This window comes from Pseudomonas sp. Root401 (assembly GCF_001425105.1).
Lineage (GTDB): Bacteria > Pseudomonadota > Gammaproteobacteria > Pseudomonadales > Pseudomonadaceae > Aquipseudomonas > Aquipseudomonas brassicacearum.
This window is the reverse complement of record NZ_LMDO01000018.1, coordinates 32,124-51,873: the sequence shown is the minus strand read 5'-3', so window position 1 is coordinate 51,873 and position 19,750 is coordinate 32,124. Positions and strand designations below refer to the sequence as shown.

The window sequence follows — 19,750 nt, the reverse complement described above, 5'->3', positions numbered from 1 at the left end:
GCCAGCTCCAGCAAACGCCGGAACGATGCCACATCGGCCCGCTCGCCGCCGCACAACAGGATGCGCAAGCCGCCGATGGCCTGCGGAATGAGCTGCACGTACTGGTTGAAGATCGCCGTGGTCACGAACAGCACCGTGACGCCCGAATCCTCCAGCACCTGGGCAAACCGCGCAGGCTCGAGCAGGGTTTCATGGTCGATCACCACCACTTGCCCGCCATTGAGCAAGGCACCCCAGACGTCCATGGTGCTGGCGTCGAACGCCGGGTTGGAGGCGAAGGCGATGCGGTCGTGTTCGTTGAAGTCGGCGTAACCGTTGTTGATCACCAGGCGGTTGATCGCCCGATGGGGAACCAGCACGCCTTTCGGGGTGCCGGTGGAACCCGAGGTGTACATGATGTAGGCGATCGATTCACTGGACTGCGCCAATGCCGGGTTGTGCAGCGGCCCCTGGCTGTCCAGCGTGTCCAGGTCGATGCGCCGGCACGGCCTCGGTACTGAACGTCAGCAGGCACTTGGCCTGGCAATCGTCGAGCATGAAGCCCTGGCGCTCCAGGGAGGCGTTGCGGTCCAGCGGCACGTAGGCCGCCGCGCACTTGAGGATTGCCAGTTGACTGGCCAGCAGCTCGATGGAGCGCGGCAACAGGATCGCGACGCAGTCGTCCGGCTGCACACCGAGGCCGATCAGGTGATGGGCCAGGCGATTGGCCTGCTCGTTCAGCTGCGCGTAAGTCACTTGCCGCTGCCCGTGCACCACCGCAATCGCCTGCGGCAGGTGCGCGGCCTGGGCTTCGAACAGCGCCAGGACGGTTTGCTCGTGTGGATAGACGCGCTTGGTGGCGTTGAAGTCCACCAGCAACTGGTGGCGTTCGCTTTCCGGCAGGATCTCCAGGCGGTTGAGTGGCGTCTGGGGCACGTGTTCGAGGGCCCGCACCAGGCTTTCCAGGGCCGTGTGCATGTAGGCGCAGATGCGCGCCGCACCGATCCCTTGCACCACCAGGGCACTCAGCATGAAACCGTCGCCCAGGTCATCCACCGACAGGGTCAGCGGGTAGTTGGTCCGTTCTTCGTTGCTCAGGATCTCCATGCCCTGCCAGGCGCTCATGGCCTCGGCTGAAGCGGAGCCGGTCGCGCTGTGCCGGTAGTTCAGCAGCGCACTGAACAACGGGGCCGGTGCGGCCACGCGGCTGCAACGTTGCGCCAGGGCCAGCGAAGCATGTTCATGACCGAGCAATGCGGTCAGCCGCCCATGGATGGTCTTGACCCCGGCGCGCGCGCCCTGCTCATCCAGGCTGACCCGCAGCGGCAAGGTGTTGATGAACATGCCAAGGACCCGGTCGGCGCCCTCGCCGCCCTGCATCCGCCCCATCAGGACCGTGCCGAACACCACGTCCTCCCGCGCGGACAAACGTCCCAGTACCTGTGCCCAAGCCAAATGGTGCAGGCTGGCCGCACTCACCCCGAGCTGCCGCGCCTGCGCCCGCAAGCGGCGGCTCAAAGCGGCGTCCACTTCCAGCTTGGCCTCCTCGATGCCGCGCCCGTCACCCTGCACCTGTTGCAACCCCAACGGCAGGGTCGGCTCGTCGACATCACCGAGCATCTCGCGGAAAAACGCCTCGTGCTCTTGCTCGCTGACGCCCAGGCGCGCCTGAGCCACATAGTTGCGGTACGGCAGCGCGGCGGCCAATTGACCGGCCTGGCCCAGCAAGTGTGCCTGCATTTCCTGCTGCACCACCTCCAGCGCGGTATGGTCCAGGGCAATGTGGTGGAACAGCAGCATCGCCACCCAGCGCTGGTTGACCGGATCATGGGCATAACGCAAGCACATCAGCGGGGCCTGGCGAATGTCCAGGCGATGATGACGGGAGTCGTAACGTGCATGCAATTGGGCCACCGCATCGGCGTCCGACGCGTCCAGTTGCAGGCGCTCGACACTCAACAGCGCCTTGCGCCAGACCACCTGTATCGGCTGCTCCAGCCCCTCCCACATGATCGAGGTGCGCAGGATGTCGTGCCGGTCGATGACCCCTTGCAATGCCTGGGCGAATGCCTCGAGGCGCACCTCGTCCTGGAAAGCGAACAGCGCCTGCAACACGTAGGGATCGCCCTGCTGCGCCGAGACATGGTGATAGAGAATACCTTCCTGCAACGGCGCCAGCGGGTAGATGTCCTGCACGTTGTGCACGCCACCCGGCACCGTGGTGACGATTCGGTCGATCGCCGCCTGGGTCAATGTCGCCAGCGGCAGCATGGCCGGGGTGATCCGCTCACAATCGGGGGTGATGCCATTGGCCGGCACCTCAATCTCATTGCCGCCGCCCACCGCCGCGGCCAGTGCCGCGAGGGTCGGCTGGCCGAACAGCACGCGGACATCGGCACTCAAGCCGACCTGGCGCATCTGCTCGATCAGATTGACCGCCAGCAAGGAATGGCCACCCAGTTCGAAGAAATGATCGTGGCGTCCCACCCGCTCGACGTTAAGGACTTGCCGCCACAGGCGAGCCAGGGTGATTTCGGTGTCGCCCAGCGGCGCTTCGTAGCCCCGGGTAATGATTGACGCCTGGTCCGGCACCGGCAGGGCCTTGCGGTCGAGCTTGCCGTTGGGGGTCAGCGGCAAGGCATCCAGGCGCACGTAGGCGGCCGGCACCATATAGTCCGGCAAGCGGCTTTGCAGGTGCGCGCGCAGGGCTTCGATGTCCGTGCTGTCATCCGTTGGATGCAAGGTGAAATAAGCCACCAGGCGTTTTTCGCCGGGAACGTCTTCACGCACCAGCACCGTCGCCTCTTTCACCGCAGCGTGTTGCGCCAGGCGGGCTTCGATCTCCCCCGGTTCGATGCGGAAACCACGGATCTTCACTTGGCCGTCGTTGCGGCCCAGGTACTCGATATTGCCGTCCTCCCGGAAGCGTCCGAGGTCCCCGGTGCGGTACATCAGGGCCTGGGCGTCCTGGCTGAACGGGTCGAGGAGGAATTTCTCGGCGGTCAGGTCCGGCCGGTTCAAGTAGCCTATGGCGACCCCCAGGCCGCCAATGTACAGCTCGCCGGTCACGCCTTGGGGCACGGGTCGCTGCTGCGCATCGAGGATGTAGACCCGGGTGTTGCCCAAGGGCCGGCCAATCGGGACGCTGCCCTCGCCACCGGCCTTGATTTCGTAGGTGGTCGAGAACGTCGTCGCTTCCGTAGGGCCGTAGCCGTTGAGCAGATGGGCCGGCGCGCCGTCCTTGAGGACGCGGGCGATCACCGCCGGATCCAGCACGTCGCCGCCGACAATCAAGTAGCGCAACTGGGCGAACACGTCCATCAGACGGTCGGCATATTGGTGAAACAGCCCCGCCGTCATCCACAACACATTCACCGCTTGCTCAAGCAACAGCCCGTGCAAGCGTTCCTGGGACAACAGCACATCCTGCTCGACCACAACGACGCAACCGCCGTTGAGCAACGGTGCCCAGACTTCCAGGGTGCTGGCGTCGAAAGCCGGATTGGAGGCGAAGGCCACCCGGTCCTGCTCGTTGAAGTCGGCATAACCATTATTGATCACCAGCCGGCTGATGGCCCGATGTGGCACCAGCACGCCCTTGGGCGTCCCCGTGGAACCTGAGGTGTACATGATGTAGGCCGGCGCTTCGCTCGATGCGGGTCGCTGGCCGTAATGGGCCGCTGGCTCGGGAAGGTCGACGCTGTCCAGGTCCACCCGACGCACGCCCGGCGCCAAGGCTTCGTGGCGGTGGGTCAAGGCCAGCACGGCATGGCTGTCCTCGATCATGAACTGCTGGCGCTCGGCGGGCGCGTTGACGTCCAGCGGCAGGTACACCGCCGCGCACTTGAGGACAGCCAACTGGCTGACCAGTAGATCGAGCGAGCGCGGCAGCAGGATCGCCACGGTTTGACCCGCTTGCAGGCCAAGGTCGAGCAGATGCCTGGCCAGACGCCCGGCTTTGCTGTCCAGTTCGCGGTAAGTCAGGACTTGCTCGCCCTGCACCGCTGCCGGCGCGTCCGGACGCGCCTCGGCCTGGGCCTCGAACAAGGCATGGATTGGCTGCTCCCGCGGATAATCACGGTCGGTGTCGTTGAACGACAGCAGCACCCGTTCGCGCTCCGATTCTGGCAGGAACGATAGGTCGTTAAGCATTACTTCGGGCGCAGACTCCAAGGCGGTGACCAGGCTTTCAACGGCGGCCTGCATATAATCGCCAATGCGTTGCGCGCCAATCAGCGCAGTGGCTTGCACCGACAAGGCGAAGTCATCGGAGAAATCGTCCACCGAGAGGATCAGCGGGTAGTTGGTGCGTTCTTCCGCCCCCAGGGCTTCCATCCCGTCCCAGGCCAGGCTGACCTCAGCCGCGGGGACTTGCGCCGCGCTGGCGCTGTGACGGTAATTCAGCAGCGCGCTGAACAGCGGTGCCGGCGCGGCCACGCCGCTGCAACGCTGGGCCAGGGCCAGGGACGCATATTCGTGACTGAGCAGGCTGCTCAACCCGGCGTGGGTGCTTTTCACCCCATCGCGCACGCTCTGTGCACCGACCCCCACGCGCAACGGCAAGGTATTGATAAACATGCCCAGGGCCCGGGTCATGCTTTCGCCGGCCTGCATGCGCCCGAGCATCACCGTGCCAAACACCACGTCCTCACGACCCGATACGCCGCCAAGCACCTGCGCCCAGGCCAGGTGAAAAATGCTCGCCGCGCTCACGCCGAGTTGACGTGCCTGCACGCGCAGGCGGCGACTGAGGTCTGAGGCCAGTGTCAGATGGCTTTCTTCGATGGCACTGCCGTCGCCCAGCACATCCTGTTGGCCAAAGGGTAAGGTCGGCTCCTCGACGTCGCCCAGCATCTCGCGGAAGAACGTCTCGTCAGCCTGGCGCTGGCCGGCCTGGCGGGTCCGAACGACATAGTCGCGGTAAGGCGCGGCGGGCTGCAATTGCCCACTCTGCCCCATCAGCCAGGCTTGCATTTCACTCTGCACCACCATCAGGGCCGCGTGGTCGAGGGCCATGTGATGGAACAGCAGCATGGCGGCCCAGCGCTGGTTGGCCGGGTCCTCGGCGACCACCAGCAGCAACAGCGGCGCCTGGCTGACGTCCAGGCGATAGTGACGAGGATCGAAGCGCGCCTGCAATTGCGCCATGACGTCGCCCTCGGCGAGGTCGGCGCTGATGTCCTTGACCCCCAGCTGAGCCTCGCGCCAGACCACCTGCACCGCCTCCTGCAAGCCCTCGCGGACGATGGCCGTGCGCAAAATGTCGTGGCGATCGATCACGCTTTGCAAGGCGTCGACAAAATCCGTCAGGCGCTCCTGCCGGGCGATGCTGAAGTGCGCCTGCAACACGTAGGGATCGCCCTGGGTGGCCGTCAGGTGGTGATAAAGAATCCCCTCCTGCAACGGCGCCAGCGGGTAGATGTCCTGCACATTGGCCGCGCCACCTGGCACGGTGGCCACGATGCGGTCGATGGCCGACTGGTCGAGGGTCACCAGTGGCAACATCTGCGGCGTGATATGCCTGCAACCGAGGGCAATGACATTGGCGGGGATGTCGATTTCGCCGGCCTTGCTGTCATCGTATTCCCCAGCCTGGATCAACGCGATCAGCGCAGCCTTGTGCTCGCGTAGCAAAGCCAGCACCGCCGGCTCGCTCAGGGACTGTTTGCGGCCGCGTACCACGAGCTGATCGCCCTTGACGGAAAGCTGTACGTCTTTTTCTTTTAGTGTCGCCAACAGTTCGATCACACTCACAGGACAATCTCCATTTTTTCTGTCGTCGCCGCGTATTCCGAGAGCGTGGGCTGCTCGAACAACGTCCGCACATCCGCTTCCATACCCTCTTGGCGCATCCGCTCCATCAGGCTGACGGCAAGCAAGGAATGCCCGCCCAGTTCGAAGAAGTGATCGTGACGGCCAACGCGCTCTACGTTGAGGACTTCGGCCCATAGCTGGGCCAGTGTGATTTCGGTTTCGCCGATGGGGGCTTCGTAGCCCCGGGTGATGAACGCCTCCAGGGCCGGTGCCGGCAGCACCTTGCGGTTGAGCTTGCCGTTGGGTGTCAGCGGCATGGCGTCGAGGCGTACATAGGCCACCGGCACCATGAAGGCCGGCAGTTGCGCCAGTAGCCAGGTACGCAACGCTTCGAGGTCCGCCATTGCGTGCGGCGCGTATTGGGTGAAATAGGCCACCAGGCGTTTTTCCCCCGGCACGTCTTCACGAACCAGCACTGCGGCCTCCTTCACTTCATCGTGCTGGGCGAGCTTGGCTTCGATCTCGCCCAGTTCGATACGGAACCCGCGGATCTTCACCTGATCGTCATTGCGCCCCAGGTACTGCAACGTACCGTCCGGCAACCAGCAACCGATGTCCCCGGTCTTGTACAAGCGCGCGTCAGCCTTGCCATAGAACGGGTCGGCGATGAAGCGCTCGCCGCTGAGTTGCGGCAGGTTGAGGTAACCGCGGGCCACACCGACACCGCCGATATGGATCTCACCGGGTACGCCCACTGGCAGCAGTTGCCCGTGAGCGTCCAGCACATGCAATTGCATGTTGCGGATCGGCCGGCCAATGGGGATCGACCGGTGCCGGTAGGTCTCAAGGTCGCTGTCGGCGGTGTACCAGGCGACCACGTCGCTGCACTCGGTCGGCCCGTAGCTGTTGATCACCGCTGGCCGTGGCTGGGCGAGTTTTTCCAGCATGGCGACCTGGATCGGCTCGCCCCCCAGCACTACGCGTTTCAGGCAGGCCAGGGCTTGCTGTTGGTCGGCGTCCACCAGCGCGTGGAAGGCGCTGGGCGATATGTTGAGGTGGGTAATCCCGGCCTCGGCGACCTGGGCGACGATGGCGCCGGGGTTGAACGGTTCGGCGGCCAGGTGCAGCGTGGCCCCGACCATCAGCGGCGCGAGGATGTTCTTCTGGGTCAGGTCGAAGTTGTAGGAGGACGCCAGCAGCACCGCAGCCAGGTCCTCGAGGTACCAGTCCAGCAGGTTGCGCAGGCCGCGATGTTCGACCATCACGCCTTTGGGCAAGCCGGTGGAGCCGGAGGTGTAGATCACGTAGGCCAGGTGGGCCGGCGTCAGGCCAGAGACCTGCGGGGTATGCTCCGGCTCGTCTTGCCACGGGCCGGCGTCCAGGTCGATCAATGGCACCTGAACCTGCGACAAGAGCCCTCGGGTCGCGGCCTGGGCCAGCACCGCAGCCGGCTCGCTGTCGGCCAGCATGTAGGCAATCCGCTCGGCAGGATACGCCGGATCCAACGGCACATAACCACCGCCCGCCTTGAGGATCGCCAACAGCCCGATCACCATTTCAGCGCTGCGCTGGACACAGATCGCGACGCGTGAATCCGGTTGCACGCCCTGCTTGCGCAGGTAATGGGCCAACTGATTGGCTCGCGCATCCAACTGCCGATAGCTCAACGCGTGCTCGCCATGCAGGACGGCCACGTTGTCCGGCGTGCGCTGTACCTGGGCTTCGAACAGCCCGAGAACGGTCCGCTCCTGGGGCTCATCGGTACCGCCGGTATTGAACTCGGCCAACAGTTTCAGGCGCTCGCTCGGCGGCAGGATCGACAACTGGTGCAACGGCGCCTCAGGCGTCTGCTCCAGCATCCGGATCAGGCCCTCCAGTGCCTGCCGCACATACCCGCACAGCCGCTGGGCACCGATGCGCGCCGGGGTCATGACGGTGAAACTGAACGCCTCGCCCTGGTCATCCACCGACAACGTCAGCGGGTAGTTGGTCCGCTCTTCGCCACCCAGCACCCGGATACCGTCCCAGGCGGACAAGGCTTCGGCGGAAGCGGCCGCGCCGGTGTGGCGATAGTTGAGCAAGGCACTGAACAATGGCGTCGGCGCCTCTACGCCGCTGCAACGTTGCGCCAGCACCAGCGAGGCGTGCTCATGGCCGAGCAAGGCGGTCAGTCGGGCATGGGTCGCTTTCACACCGGCACGGACACCGGTCTGCCCCAGGTTCACCCGCAACGGCAACGTATTGATGAACATCCCCAGTGCCCGATCGGCGCCCTCGCCGCCCTGCATCCGGCCCACCAACACGGTGCCGAACACCACGTCGTCGCGACCCGACACCGTGCCCAGGACCTGGGCCCAGACCAGGTGATACAAGCTCGCCGCGCTCACCCCGAGCTGACGCGCCTGGACCCGCAGCCGACGACTGAGGTCTGCCTCGACCTCCTGGCGCACCTCTTCGATACCGCTGCCGTCACCTTGCACATCCTGCAAATCGAACGGCAACGTCGGCTCGTCGACATCTCCGAGCATGTCGCGGAAGAACCGTTCATGGGCTTCGCGACTCACGCCCAACCGAGCCTGGGCCACGTAGTTGCGGTACGGCACCGATGCCGGCAAGCGTTGTGCCTGGCCGAGCATGTGCGCCTCGATCTCCACCGACAGCACGGCCAGCGAGGTGGCGTCATCCACCAGGTGATGGAACAACAGCATGCCCACCCAGCGCTGGTTGGCCGGGTCTTGCGCATAAGCGACCCGCATCAGCGGCGCCTGGCGGATGTCCAGACGATAGTGCCGGGGGTCGAAACGCTGATGCAGTTGCGTGGCAACGTCCCCGGCCACAGGATCCAGTTCAACCGACTCGACCACCAGCCGCGCCTCACGCCAGACCACCTGCATGGGCTCGGCCAGGCCTTCCCAGAGCACCCCGGTGCGCAGGATATCGTGACGGGAGACAACGGCTTGCAACGCCTGGGTGAAATGCTCCACGTGGGCAAAGCTGTCGAACGCGAACATCACGTATTGCAAGTAGGGATCGCCCTGGGCGGCAGCGATGTGGTGATACAGGATCCCCTCCTGTAACGGCGCCAGGGGGTAGATATCCTGCACATTCGCCACGCCACCCGGCACCATGGCCACGATCCGGTCGATACCGTCCTGGTCCAGGTCAGCCAGGGGCAGCATCTGCGGGGTAATCCGCGTGCAACCGTCCGGGATCGCGTTGCCCGGCACCACGACTTCCGTGTGCCCGCCCACCGCGGCGGCCAACGCGGCCAGCGTCGGTTGGCCGAACAGCACTCGCACATCGGCACTTAGGCCGACGTGGCGCATGCGCTCGATCAGCTTCACCGCCAGCAGCGAATGGCCGCCCAGCTCGAAGAAGTTGTCGTGACGGCCGATCCGCTCAAGGTCCAGCAGGTCTTGCCAGATCGCGGCGATAACCGTCTCGGCCTCGCCTTGCGGCGCTTCGTATTCGCGGGTCGCCACCGCCGACTGGTCCGGCACCGGCAAGGCCTTGCGGTCGAGCTTGCCGTTGGTGGTCAGCGGGAACGTCTCGAGAACCACGAAGGCGCTGGGCACCATGTAGTCCGCCAGCGAAGCCTGCAATTGTGCGCGCAACTCAGCGGCTGACGGTTGCGCCCCGTCTGCGGCAATCACGTATCCCACCAGGCGCTTGTCGCCCGGCGCGTCTTCACGGGCGATGACCACCGCCTCGCTGACACCCTCGCAGGCCGCCAGCGTCGCTTCGATCTCGCCCAATTCGATACGGAAACCACGGATTTTCACCTGGTCGTCGTTACGGCCCAGGTATTCGATGCTGCCGTCGGCCAGCCAGCGGCCGAGGTCACCGGTCCGGTACAAGCGCGCCCCTTCACGCCCGCTAAAGGTATCGTCGATAAAGCGTTCCTGGGTCAATTCCGGACGGTTCAGATAACCCCGGGCCACGCCCGCACCGCCCACGTACATTTCACCCACCACCCCCACCGGCACCGGCTCGCGCCGGGCGTCGAGTACGTACAGTTGCAGGTCGGGAATGCGCTTGCCAATCGGGCTGACGCCCGTCAACTGCGCGTCGGCCGCGTCAAGTGGACGATAGGTCACGTGCACCGTCGTTTCGGTGATGCCGTACATGTTGACCAGTTGCGTGCCGGCATTGGCGACACGGGCATACCAGGGCTTGAGCATCCCGGTTTCCAGCGCTTCACCGCCAAAGATCACCTGGCGCAGGCTGTGACGCAGGTCACTGTCACCCTGGGCTGCGATCAATTGCCGGAAGGCGCTTGGCGTCTGGTTCAGCACGGTCACACCGGCCTCGCACAGCATCGCGTAGCAGTCTTGCGGGGAGCGACTGACCAGTTGCGGCACCACCAGCAGGCGACCGCCATGGATCAACGCGCCCCAGATTTCCCAGACCGAGAAATCGAACGCGAAGGAATGGAACAGCGCCCAGACGTCTTGCGGACCAAACTCGAACCACGCTTGGGTCGCCGAGAACAGCCGTGCGACGTTGCGGTGTTCGACCATCACCCCTTTGGGCAGGCCGGTGGACCCCGACGTGTAGATCACGTAAGCCAACTGCGACGACGTCAGGCCAGGCACTTGCGGGTTGACGGTGGACTGGTTGCGCAACGCCGGGCTATCGAGTTCGATCACCCGTACGGACTCTTCGGCCAGCAGCGCCTGGGTGGCGGCATGCACCACGATCGCCACAGGGGAACTGTCCTCGAGCATGTAGGCGATGCGTTCCGCCGGGGAAGCCGGGTCCAGCGGTACGTAGCCAGCGCCCGACTTCAAGATGCCCAGCAGGCCGACGATCATGTCCAGACCGCGCTCGACACAGATCGCCACCCGGTCATCCGGGCAAATGCCCAACGACAGCAGGCGATGGGCGAGCTGGTTGGCCTGGGCGTTGAGTTCGCCATAGGTCAGTGCCTGCTCCTCGAACACCACCGCCACCGCGTCGGGTTGCACCGCGACCTGGGCCTCGAACTGGCGATGGATCAGCGCGTCATGGGCATAGCTCGCCTCTGGCGCATTCCAGGTTTCCAGCAGTTGCTTGCGTTCGGCCGCCGGCAACACCGCGAGGTTGCGCACCGCCGTTTGCGGCGCGTGTTCCAGGGTATCGACCAGGCTCTGCAGGGCCTCCTGCACATAATCACAGATACGTTGCGCACCGATCAGGGACTCGACCTGCACCGTCAGGCTGAAGCCTTCGCCCAGGTCGTCGACGTTGAGCGTCAACGGGTAGTTGGTGCGCTCCTCACTGGACAACATTTGCATGCCGCTCCAGGCGGACAAGCCCTCATCGGTCACCTGCAACGAACTGTGGCGGAAGTTCAGCAGCGCACTGAACAGCGGCGCTGGAGAGGCCACGCCGCTGCAGCGTTGGGCCAAGGCCAGGGAAGCATGCTCATGCCCCAGTAATCCGGTCAGGCGCGCATGGGTGGCCTTCACCGCGTCCCGCACGCTTTGCTCATTCACGGGCACGCAGATCGGCAAGGTGTTGATGAACATGCCCAAGGCCCGGTCGGCCCCGTCGCCGCCTTGCATCCGGCCCAGCAAGACCGTACCGAACACCACGCTTTCCTGGCCCGACGCCACCGCCAGGACCTGAGCCCAGGCCAAATGGACCAGGCTGGCCGCACTGACGCCCAGCTGGCGGGCCTGAGCCCGCAGGCGCAGGCTCAAGGCGTCATCGACAAACACTTTCGCTTCCTCGATGCCGTGCCCGTCGCCCTGGACCTGGGCCAGGCCGAATGGCAGCGTCGGCTCGTCGATATCGCCGAGCATGTCGCGGAAGAATGTTTCGTGTTCCTGTTCACTCGTCCCCAGGCGAGCCTGGGCCACGTAGTTGCGGTACGGCACCGATGCGGTCAAGTGTTCGTCCTGGCCCAACAGGTGCATTTGCATCTCGTGCTGCATCACGTCCAGGGCGGTGTGGTCCAGGGCCAGGTGATGGAACAACAAAATCGCGACCCAGCGATCCTGGGCTTCATCCCGTGCGTAAGCCAGGTGCAGCAGCGGAGCCCGACCCAAATCCAGGCGACTGTGCCGCGCATCGAAACGGCTGGCCAATTGCGTGACAACGTCGCCAGCCGTGGTATCGGCAACAATGCACTGCGGCTCCAGCACCACTTGACGCCAAACCACCTGCACCGGCTCATCCAACCCTTCCCAGACCACACTGGTGCGCAAGATGTCGTGGCGATCGATCACCACTTGCAGCGCCCCGATGAACGCGTCGAGGCGTTCCCGGTTATCGAAGGCGAACTGTGACTGCAACACATAGGGGTCACCCTGTTCGGCGGCCAGGTGGTGATAAAGAATCCCTTCCTGCAACGGTGCCAGCGGATAGATATCCTGCACGTTGCGCGCACCTCCCGGCACCGTGGCGACGATCTGGTCGAGGGTGTCCCGGGACAGGTTGACCAGCGGCAACAGCTCGGGAGTGATGCGGTCGCAATCCAAGGGAATCAGGTTCGCCGGCACGCTGACTTCCCTGCCGCTGCCAATCGCCGCCGCCAGTGCGACCAGAGTCGGTTGGCTGAACAGCACCCGCACGTCGGCGCTCAAGCCAGCCTGGCGCATGCGTTCGATCAGCGTCACCGCCAGCAGCGAATGGCCGCCCAGTTCGAAGAAATTGTCGTGGCGACCGACCCGCTCCACTTTCAACAGCTCGGCCCACAGGTCGGCCAAGACCTGTTCGATCTCGCCCTGCGGTGCCTCGTAGGCCTGGCTGGCGTACGCCTCGGCATCCGGTGCCGGCAGCGCCTTGCGGTCCACCTTGCCGTTGAGCNCCTGTTCGATCTCGCCCTGCGGTGCCTCGTAGGCCTGGCTGGCGTACGCCTCGGCATCCGGTGCCGGCAGCGCCTTGCGGTCCACCTTGCCGTTGAGCGTCAGCGGGAACGCCGGCAGCATCACGAACGCCGCCGGCACCATGTAGTCCGACAGGGTCGCGGACAATTGCTCGCGCAACCCGGCCACGCCCAGCGTCACCTGCGGTTGGGCAATGACATAGGCCACCAGNGCCGGCACCATGTAGTCCGACAGGGTCGCGGACAATTGCTCGCGCAACCCGGCCACGCCCAGCGTCACCTGCGGTTGGGCAATGACATAGGCCACCAGACGCTTCTCGCCCGACTCATCGGCCCGCACCAGCACCACCGCGTCCCTCACACCCTCACAGGCCACCAGCTTGGCTTCGATCTCGCCCAGCTCGATGCGGAAACCGCGAATTTTCACTTGGTCGTCGTTACGCCCCAGGCATTCCAGGCTGCCGTCCGGCAACCAGCGGCCGAGGTCACCGGTGCGGTATAGCAACGCATCAGGTTCATGGCTGAACGGGTCGGCGATGAATTTTTCCGCGGTCAGGTCCGGCCGGTTCAGGTAACCCTTGGCCACGCCTTTGCCGCCGATGTACATCTCGCCGACGACACCCAGCGGTGCCAACTGCTGGCGCGCATCGAGCACGTACACCTGGGTGTTGCCGATCGGTCCGCCGATGGGCACGCATTCGGCATCCACCGCCACGGCCTTCACCTCAAGGGTGGTGGCGTAGGTGGTGGTTTCGGTCGGGCCATAGCAGTGCACCAGGCGTAGATCCGGGGCCAGCTCCAGCAAACGCCGGAACGATGCCACATCGGCCCGCTCGCCGCCGCACAACAGGATGCGCAAGCCGCCGATGGCCTGCGGAATGAGCTGCACGTACTGGTTGAAGATCGCCGTGGTCACGAACAGCACCGTGACGCCCGAATCCTCCAGCACCTGGGCAAACTGCGCAGGCTCGAGCAGGGTTTCATGGTCGATCACCACCACTTGCCCGCCATTGAGCAAGGCGCCCCAGACGTCCATGGTGCTGGCGTCGAACGCCGGGTTGGAGGCGAAGGCGATGCGGTCGTGTTCGTTGAAGTCGGCGTAACCGTTGTTGATCACCAGGCGGTTGATCGCCCGATGGGGAACCAGCACGCCTTTCGGGGTGCCAGTGGAACCCGAGGTGTACATGATGTAGGCGATCGATTCACTGGACTGCGCCAATGCCGGGTTGTGCAGCGGCCCCTGGCTGTCCAGCGTGTCCAGGTCGATGCGCGAAGCGCCGTCGGGCACGGCCTCGGTACTGAACGTCAGCAGGCACTTGGCCTGGCAATCGGCGAGCATGAAGCCCTGGCGCTCCAGGGAGGCGTTGCGGTCCAGCGGCACGTAGGCCGCCGCGCACTTGAGGATCGCCAGTTGACTGGCCAGCAGCTCGATGGAGCGTGGCAACAGGATCGCCACGCAGTCATCCGGCTGCACGCCGAGGCCGATCAGGTGATGGGCCAGGCGGTTGGCCCGCTCGTTCAGCTGCGCGTAAGTCACTTGGCGCTGCCCGTGCACCACCGCAATCGTGTGCGGCAGGTGCGCGGCCTGGGCCTCGAACAGCGCCAGGACGGTTTGCTCGTGGGGATAGGCGCGTTTGGTGGCGTTGAAATCCTCCAATAGCTGGTTACGTTCGCTGTCTGGCAGGATCTCCAGGCGGTTGAGTGGCGTCTGGGGCGCGTGTTCGAGGGCTTGCGCCAGGCTTTCCAGGGCCGTGTGCATGTAGGCGCAGATGCGCGCCGCACCGATTCCCTGCGACACCAGGGCGCTCAACATGAAGCCGTCGCCCAGGTCATCCACCGACAGGGTCAGCGGGTAGTTGGTCCGTTCCTCGTTGCCCAGGAACTCGATACCCGCCCACGCGGCCAGGGTTTCATTCGAGACCTCGGCCGATGCGCTGGCGCTGTGCCGATAATTGAGCAACGCGCTGAACAGCGGCAGCGGCGCAACCACGCCACTGCAACGCTGGGCCAAGGCCAGCGAAGCGTGTTCATGGCCCAACAACCCAGTCAGCCGTGCGTGAGTGGCTTTCACCCCGTCGCGCACGCCTTGGCTGCTCACTTCGACCCGCAACGGCAAGGTATTGATGAACATGCCCAGCGCCCGGTCAGCGCCATCGCCACCCTGCATCCGGCCCAGCAGGACCGTACCGAACACCACATCGTCCTTGCCTGATACACGTCCCAGTACCTGCGCCCAGGCCAGGTGGACCAGGCTCGCGGCACTCACGCCCAGCTGCCGGGCTTGTGCCCGCAGACGCTGGCTCAACGTCGCCTCGACAACCTGCCGGACATGCTCAATGTCTTGTCCGCCGCCGCTCACGTCCTGCAAGCCGAACGGCAAGGTCGGCTCGTCGACATTGCCGAGCATCTCGCGGAAGAACCCTTCGTGCTCTTGTTGACTCACGCCCAGGCGCGCTTGCGCCACATAGTTGCGGTACGGCATCGCCACGGGCAGTTGGTCGGCCTGGCCCAGCAGGTGCGCCTGCATCTCGTGCTGCACGACTTCCAGCGCCGTGTGGTCGAGGGCCATATGGTGGAACAACAACACCGCGACCCAGCGCTGGTTAATCGTGTCTTCGGCAAAGACCAGGCGCATCAACGGGGCCTGGGTGATGTCCAGCCGGTAGTGTTGCGGGTCGAAACGCGCCTGCAACTGCGCCGCGATCTCGCCCTCGGCAATGTCCAGGGCGATCTCTTCCAGATGCAGTCTCGCTTCGCGCCATACCACTTGGATCGGCGCGTCGAAGCCTTGCCACACCACGCTGGTGCGCAGGATGTCGTGCCGGTCGATGACGTATTGCAGCGCATCCACAAACGCCGCCAACCGGTCGCGGCTTTGCAGTTCGAACACGGTTTTCAGCACATAGGGGTCGCCCTGCTCGGCGGCCAGGTGATGGTAGAGAATACCGTCCTGCAGCGGCGCCAGCGGGTAGATGTCCTGCACGTTCGGCGCCCCTCCCGGCACCGTTGCCACGACCCGGTCAATGGCCGCCTGATCAAGCTGAATCAGCGTAAGCATGTCCGGGGTGATCCGTTCACAGTCCGGGACAATCCGGTTTACCGGGACCGCCACCTCCCGACCACTGCCGATGGCCGCGCCCAGTGCGGCCAGGGTCGGCTGGCTGAACAACACCCGCACGTCGGCGCTCAAGCCGACCTGGCGCATGCGTTCGATCAACGTCACCGCCAGCAGCGAATGGCCGCCCAGTTCGAAGAAATTGTCGTGGCGACCCACTTGGTCAACCCTGAGCAGCTCGGCCCAGAGTTGTGCCAATAGCTGCTCGACCTCGCCTTGCGGAGCTTCATATTCACGGCTGACGTAGGCGTCGCTGTCCGGCGCCGGCAGCGCCTTGCGATCGAGCTTGCCGTTGGCGGTCAACGGCAGCGCGTCGAGGCGCACATAGGCCACCGGAATCATGTAGTCCGGCAATTGCCCCTGCAAATGAGTACGCAAGGTCTCGATGTGTGGCGCAACGTCCAGGGTATGCGGGGTGAAGTACGCCACCAGGCGTTTCTCACCCGAGGCGTCTTCGCGCAACAGCACCACAGCGTCCTGGACCTCGTCATGCAGGGTCAACCTAGCTTCGATCTCGCCCAGTTCGATACGGAAACCACGGATCTTCACCTGGTCGTCGTTACGCCCCAGGTAATCCACCGTGCCGTCCGCGCGCCAGCGGGCCAGGTCGCCAGTGCGGTACAGCAACGCACCGGGACCGGCATTGAACGGATCGCTGACGAACTTCTCGGCGCTCAGCTCGGGGCGATTCAAATACCCTTTCGCCACACCATCGCCACCGATGTACAGCTCGCCGGCCACGCCGATGGGCACCGGCTGTTGGTTGGCGTCCAGCACATAGACGCGGGTATTGCCATCGCCACCGATGTACAGCTCGCCGGCCACGCCGATGGGCACCGGCTGTTGGTTGGCGTCCAGCACATAGACGCGGGTATTGCCAATCGGACGACCAATCGGGATTCCACCCTCGCCTACGGCTTTGATTTCGTGGGTGGTGGTGAAGGTGGTGGCTTCGGTCGGGCCATAGCCGTTGAGCAGGTGCAGCGGCGCGCCGTCTTTCAGGACCCGGCCGATCACTGCTGGGTCGAGCACGTCGCCACCGACGATCAGGTAGCGCAACTCCATAGCCGTTGAGCAGGTGCAGCGGCGCGCCGTCTTTCAGGACCCGGCCGATCACTGCTGGGTCGAGCACGTCGCCACCGACGATCAGGTAGCGCAACTGAGCGAAGACCGGCATCAGTCCGGCGGCGTATTGATGGAACAGGCCGGCCGTCATCCACAATACGCTGACCGACTGTTCTTGCAGCAACGCCGCAAAACGGTCTTGTGTCAGCAGCACGTCCTGGTCGACCACCACCACGCAACCGCCATTGAGCAACGGCGCCCAGACGTCAAGGGTACTGGCGTCAAACGCCGGGTTGGAGGCAAAGGCCACCCGGTCCTCGGCATTGAACTCGGCGTAACCGTTATTGATCACCAGCCGGTTGATCGCCCGGTGCGGCACCAGCACGCCTTTCGGGGTGCCTGTGGAACCGGAGGTGTACATGATGTAGGCCACCGACTCGCTGCTTTGCGTCAGGTCGAGGTTATCGGTAGTTTCATTGAAGACAAGCGTATCCAGATCCACCCGTTGCGAAGCTTCAGGCGCTACCGCCATGCTCAACGTCAGCACGACCTGCGCCCCGCTGTCCTGCACCATGAACTGTTGACGCTCCAGAGGCGCGCTGACATCCAACGGTACATAGACGCCAGCACATTTGAGAATCGCCAATTGGCTGACCAACAGCTCGATGGAACGCTCCAGGGCAATCGCCACCCGATCGCCCGGTTGCACACCCAGGTCGACCAGATGACGGGCCAGGCCATTGGCCCGGTGGTTCAACTCGGTGTACGTCAGGCTTTGGGCATTGTGTACGGCGGCAATGGCTTCCGGACGTTCCTTGGCCTGTGCCTCAAACAGGCCATGGACGGTCCTGTCCTGGGGGTAGCGTCGAGTGGTGGCGTTAAAATCGATCAGCACCTGTTGGTGCTCGGCTTGCGGCAGTACCGCCAGCGTGTGCAAGCGCGATGCAGAGTTGGATTCCAATGCTGTGGCCAGGCTTTGCAGCGCGGTTGCCATGTAGGCACAGACTCGCTGCGCACCGACACCGCTCGTGGCCAGGACAGTCAGGGCGAAATCTTCACCCAAGTCGTCGATACACAGCGTCAAGGGGTAGTGGGTACGTGCTTCGCCTCCCAGTGTCTCGATGCCCTGCCAGGCCGACAATGCCGCCTCGGTATCGGTCTGTTCGCTGGAGTTGCGGTAGTTCAACAACGCGCTGAACAGCGGCAGCGGCGCAGCCACGCCGCTGCAACGCTGGGCCAGTGCCAACGAGGCGTGCTCATGACCCAACAGTGCGGTCAATTGCCCGTGGACCGCCTTGATGCCGGTCTTGACGGCCTGGTCGCCCACGCTCACACGAAGGGGCAAGGTGTTGATGAACATGCCCAAGGCGCGGTCAGCCCCCTGGCCGCCCTGCATCCGGCCCATCAGTACGGTACCGAACACCACGTCCTGCTTGCCGGACGCCTGTCCCAGCACGCGTGCCCAGGCCAAGTGATGCAAGCTGGCGACGCCCACGCCTGACTGGCGTGCCAGGCGCCGCAGCCGACGACTCAAGTCGCTGTCGAGCACCAGGCTCGCATCCTCGATGTCATCGCTGTCACCCTGCACCTGCTGCAAGCCGAACGGCAGCGTGGGTTCGTCGACATCGCCAAGCATCTCGCGGAAGAACCCTTCCTGCGCTTCACGATCCCCCCTCAAGCAAGCCTGGGCCACGTAGTTTCGATACGGTACCGGGACGTCCAATTGACCGGCCTGCCCCAGCAAATGCGCCTGCATTTCAGCCTGTACCACTTTCAGCGCCGCATGATCGAGGGCGATGTGATGGAACAACAGCATCGCGACCCAGCGCTGGTTCGGCTTGTCTTGTGCAAAGGCCAGGCGCATCAGCGGTGCCTGGGTCATGTCCAGGGCATAGTGCCGGGCGTCGAATCGGTGCTGCAGCTGTTGGGTGATCGCTCCGGCCTGTGGGTCCAGCAGCAGTTCTTCAAGGCCCAGCCGCGCTTCGCGCCAGACCACTTGTCGAGGCGCGTCGAGACCTTCCCAGAGGATGGCGGTGCGCAAGATGTCGTGGCGGTCAATGACGCTTTGCAAGGCCTGGATGAACGCGTCGAGGCGCTCGCGGCTGTCAAAGGCAAACTGCGCGTGCAAGACATAGGGATCGCCCTGCTCGGCCGCCAGGTGATGGTAAAGAATGCCTTCCTGCAGCGGTGCCACCGGGTAAATCTCTTGCACGTTGCGCGCCCCACCCGGCACGGTCGACACGATGAGGTTGATGGCGTCCTGGTCGAGATTGGTCAGCGTCAGCATGTCAGGCGTGATCCGCTCGCAGCCGAACGGGATGCCGTTGGCCGGCACGTCGATTTCATTGCCGCCACCCACTGCCGCCGCTAACGCGGCGAGGGTTGGCTGGCCGAACAGGATACGCACGTCGGCGCTCAAGCCGGCCTGGCGCATCCGCTCGATCAGCGTAACCGCCAGCAGGGAATGGCCGCCCAGTTCGAAGAAATGATCGTGACGACCGACGCGCTCGACCTTGAGCAGGTCTTGCCAGAGCTGCGCCAGGGTGGTTTCGGTTTCACCTTGCGGGGCTTCATAACCACGGGTGATCAGCGCGTCGAGCTCAGGCGCTGGCAGGGCCTTGCGGTCGAGCTTGCCGTTCGGTGTCAGGGGCAAGGCCTCCAGGTGCACGTAGGCCACTGGCACCATGTAGGCCGGCAACAATGCCTGAAGGTGGGCGCGCAGGGTTTCGATTTCTAGCGCTTCGCCTGGCGAATGCTGAGTGAAATAGGCCACCAGGCGCTTGTCTCCCGGCACGTCTTCACGGGCCAGGACCACGGTTTCGTTCAAGGCAGCGTGTTGCGCGAGCTTGGCTTCGATCTCCCCCAGCTCGATGCGGAAACCACGGATCTTGACTTGGTCGTCGTTGCGGCCCAGGTATTCGATGTTGCCGTCCGGCAGGTAGCGGCCCAGGTCGCCGGTTTTGTACATGCGGGCATCGGGAACATTGCTGAATGGATCGTTCAGGAAACGCTCGGCCGTCAGGTCG

The 19,750-nt window shown here is 64.5% G+C and carries 4 pseudogenes; all 4 read right to left on the bottom strand.

Annotated features, from left to right (window positions below):
- A pseudogene (locus ASC85_RS33845) lies at nt 1–5,733 on the bottom strand (amino acid adenylation domain-containing protein); the annotation flags it as partial.
- Nucleotides 5,730–12,525 (bottom strand): annotated as a pseudogene (locus ASC85_RS33840) (amino acid adenylation domain-containing protein); the annotation flags it as partial. The pseudogenes ASC85_RS33840 and ASC85_RS33845, both read right to left, overlap by 4 nt.
- Before the next feature lies 1 nt (nt 12,526).
- A pseudogene (locus ASC85_RS33140) lies at nt 12,527–12,755 on the bottom strand (hypothetical protein); the annotation flags it as partial.
- 1 nt (nt 12,756) lies between these two features.
- Nucleotides 12,757–19,750 (bottom strand): annotated as a pseudogene (locus ASC85_RS33135) (amino acid adenylation domain-containing protein); the annotation flags it as partial.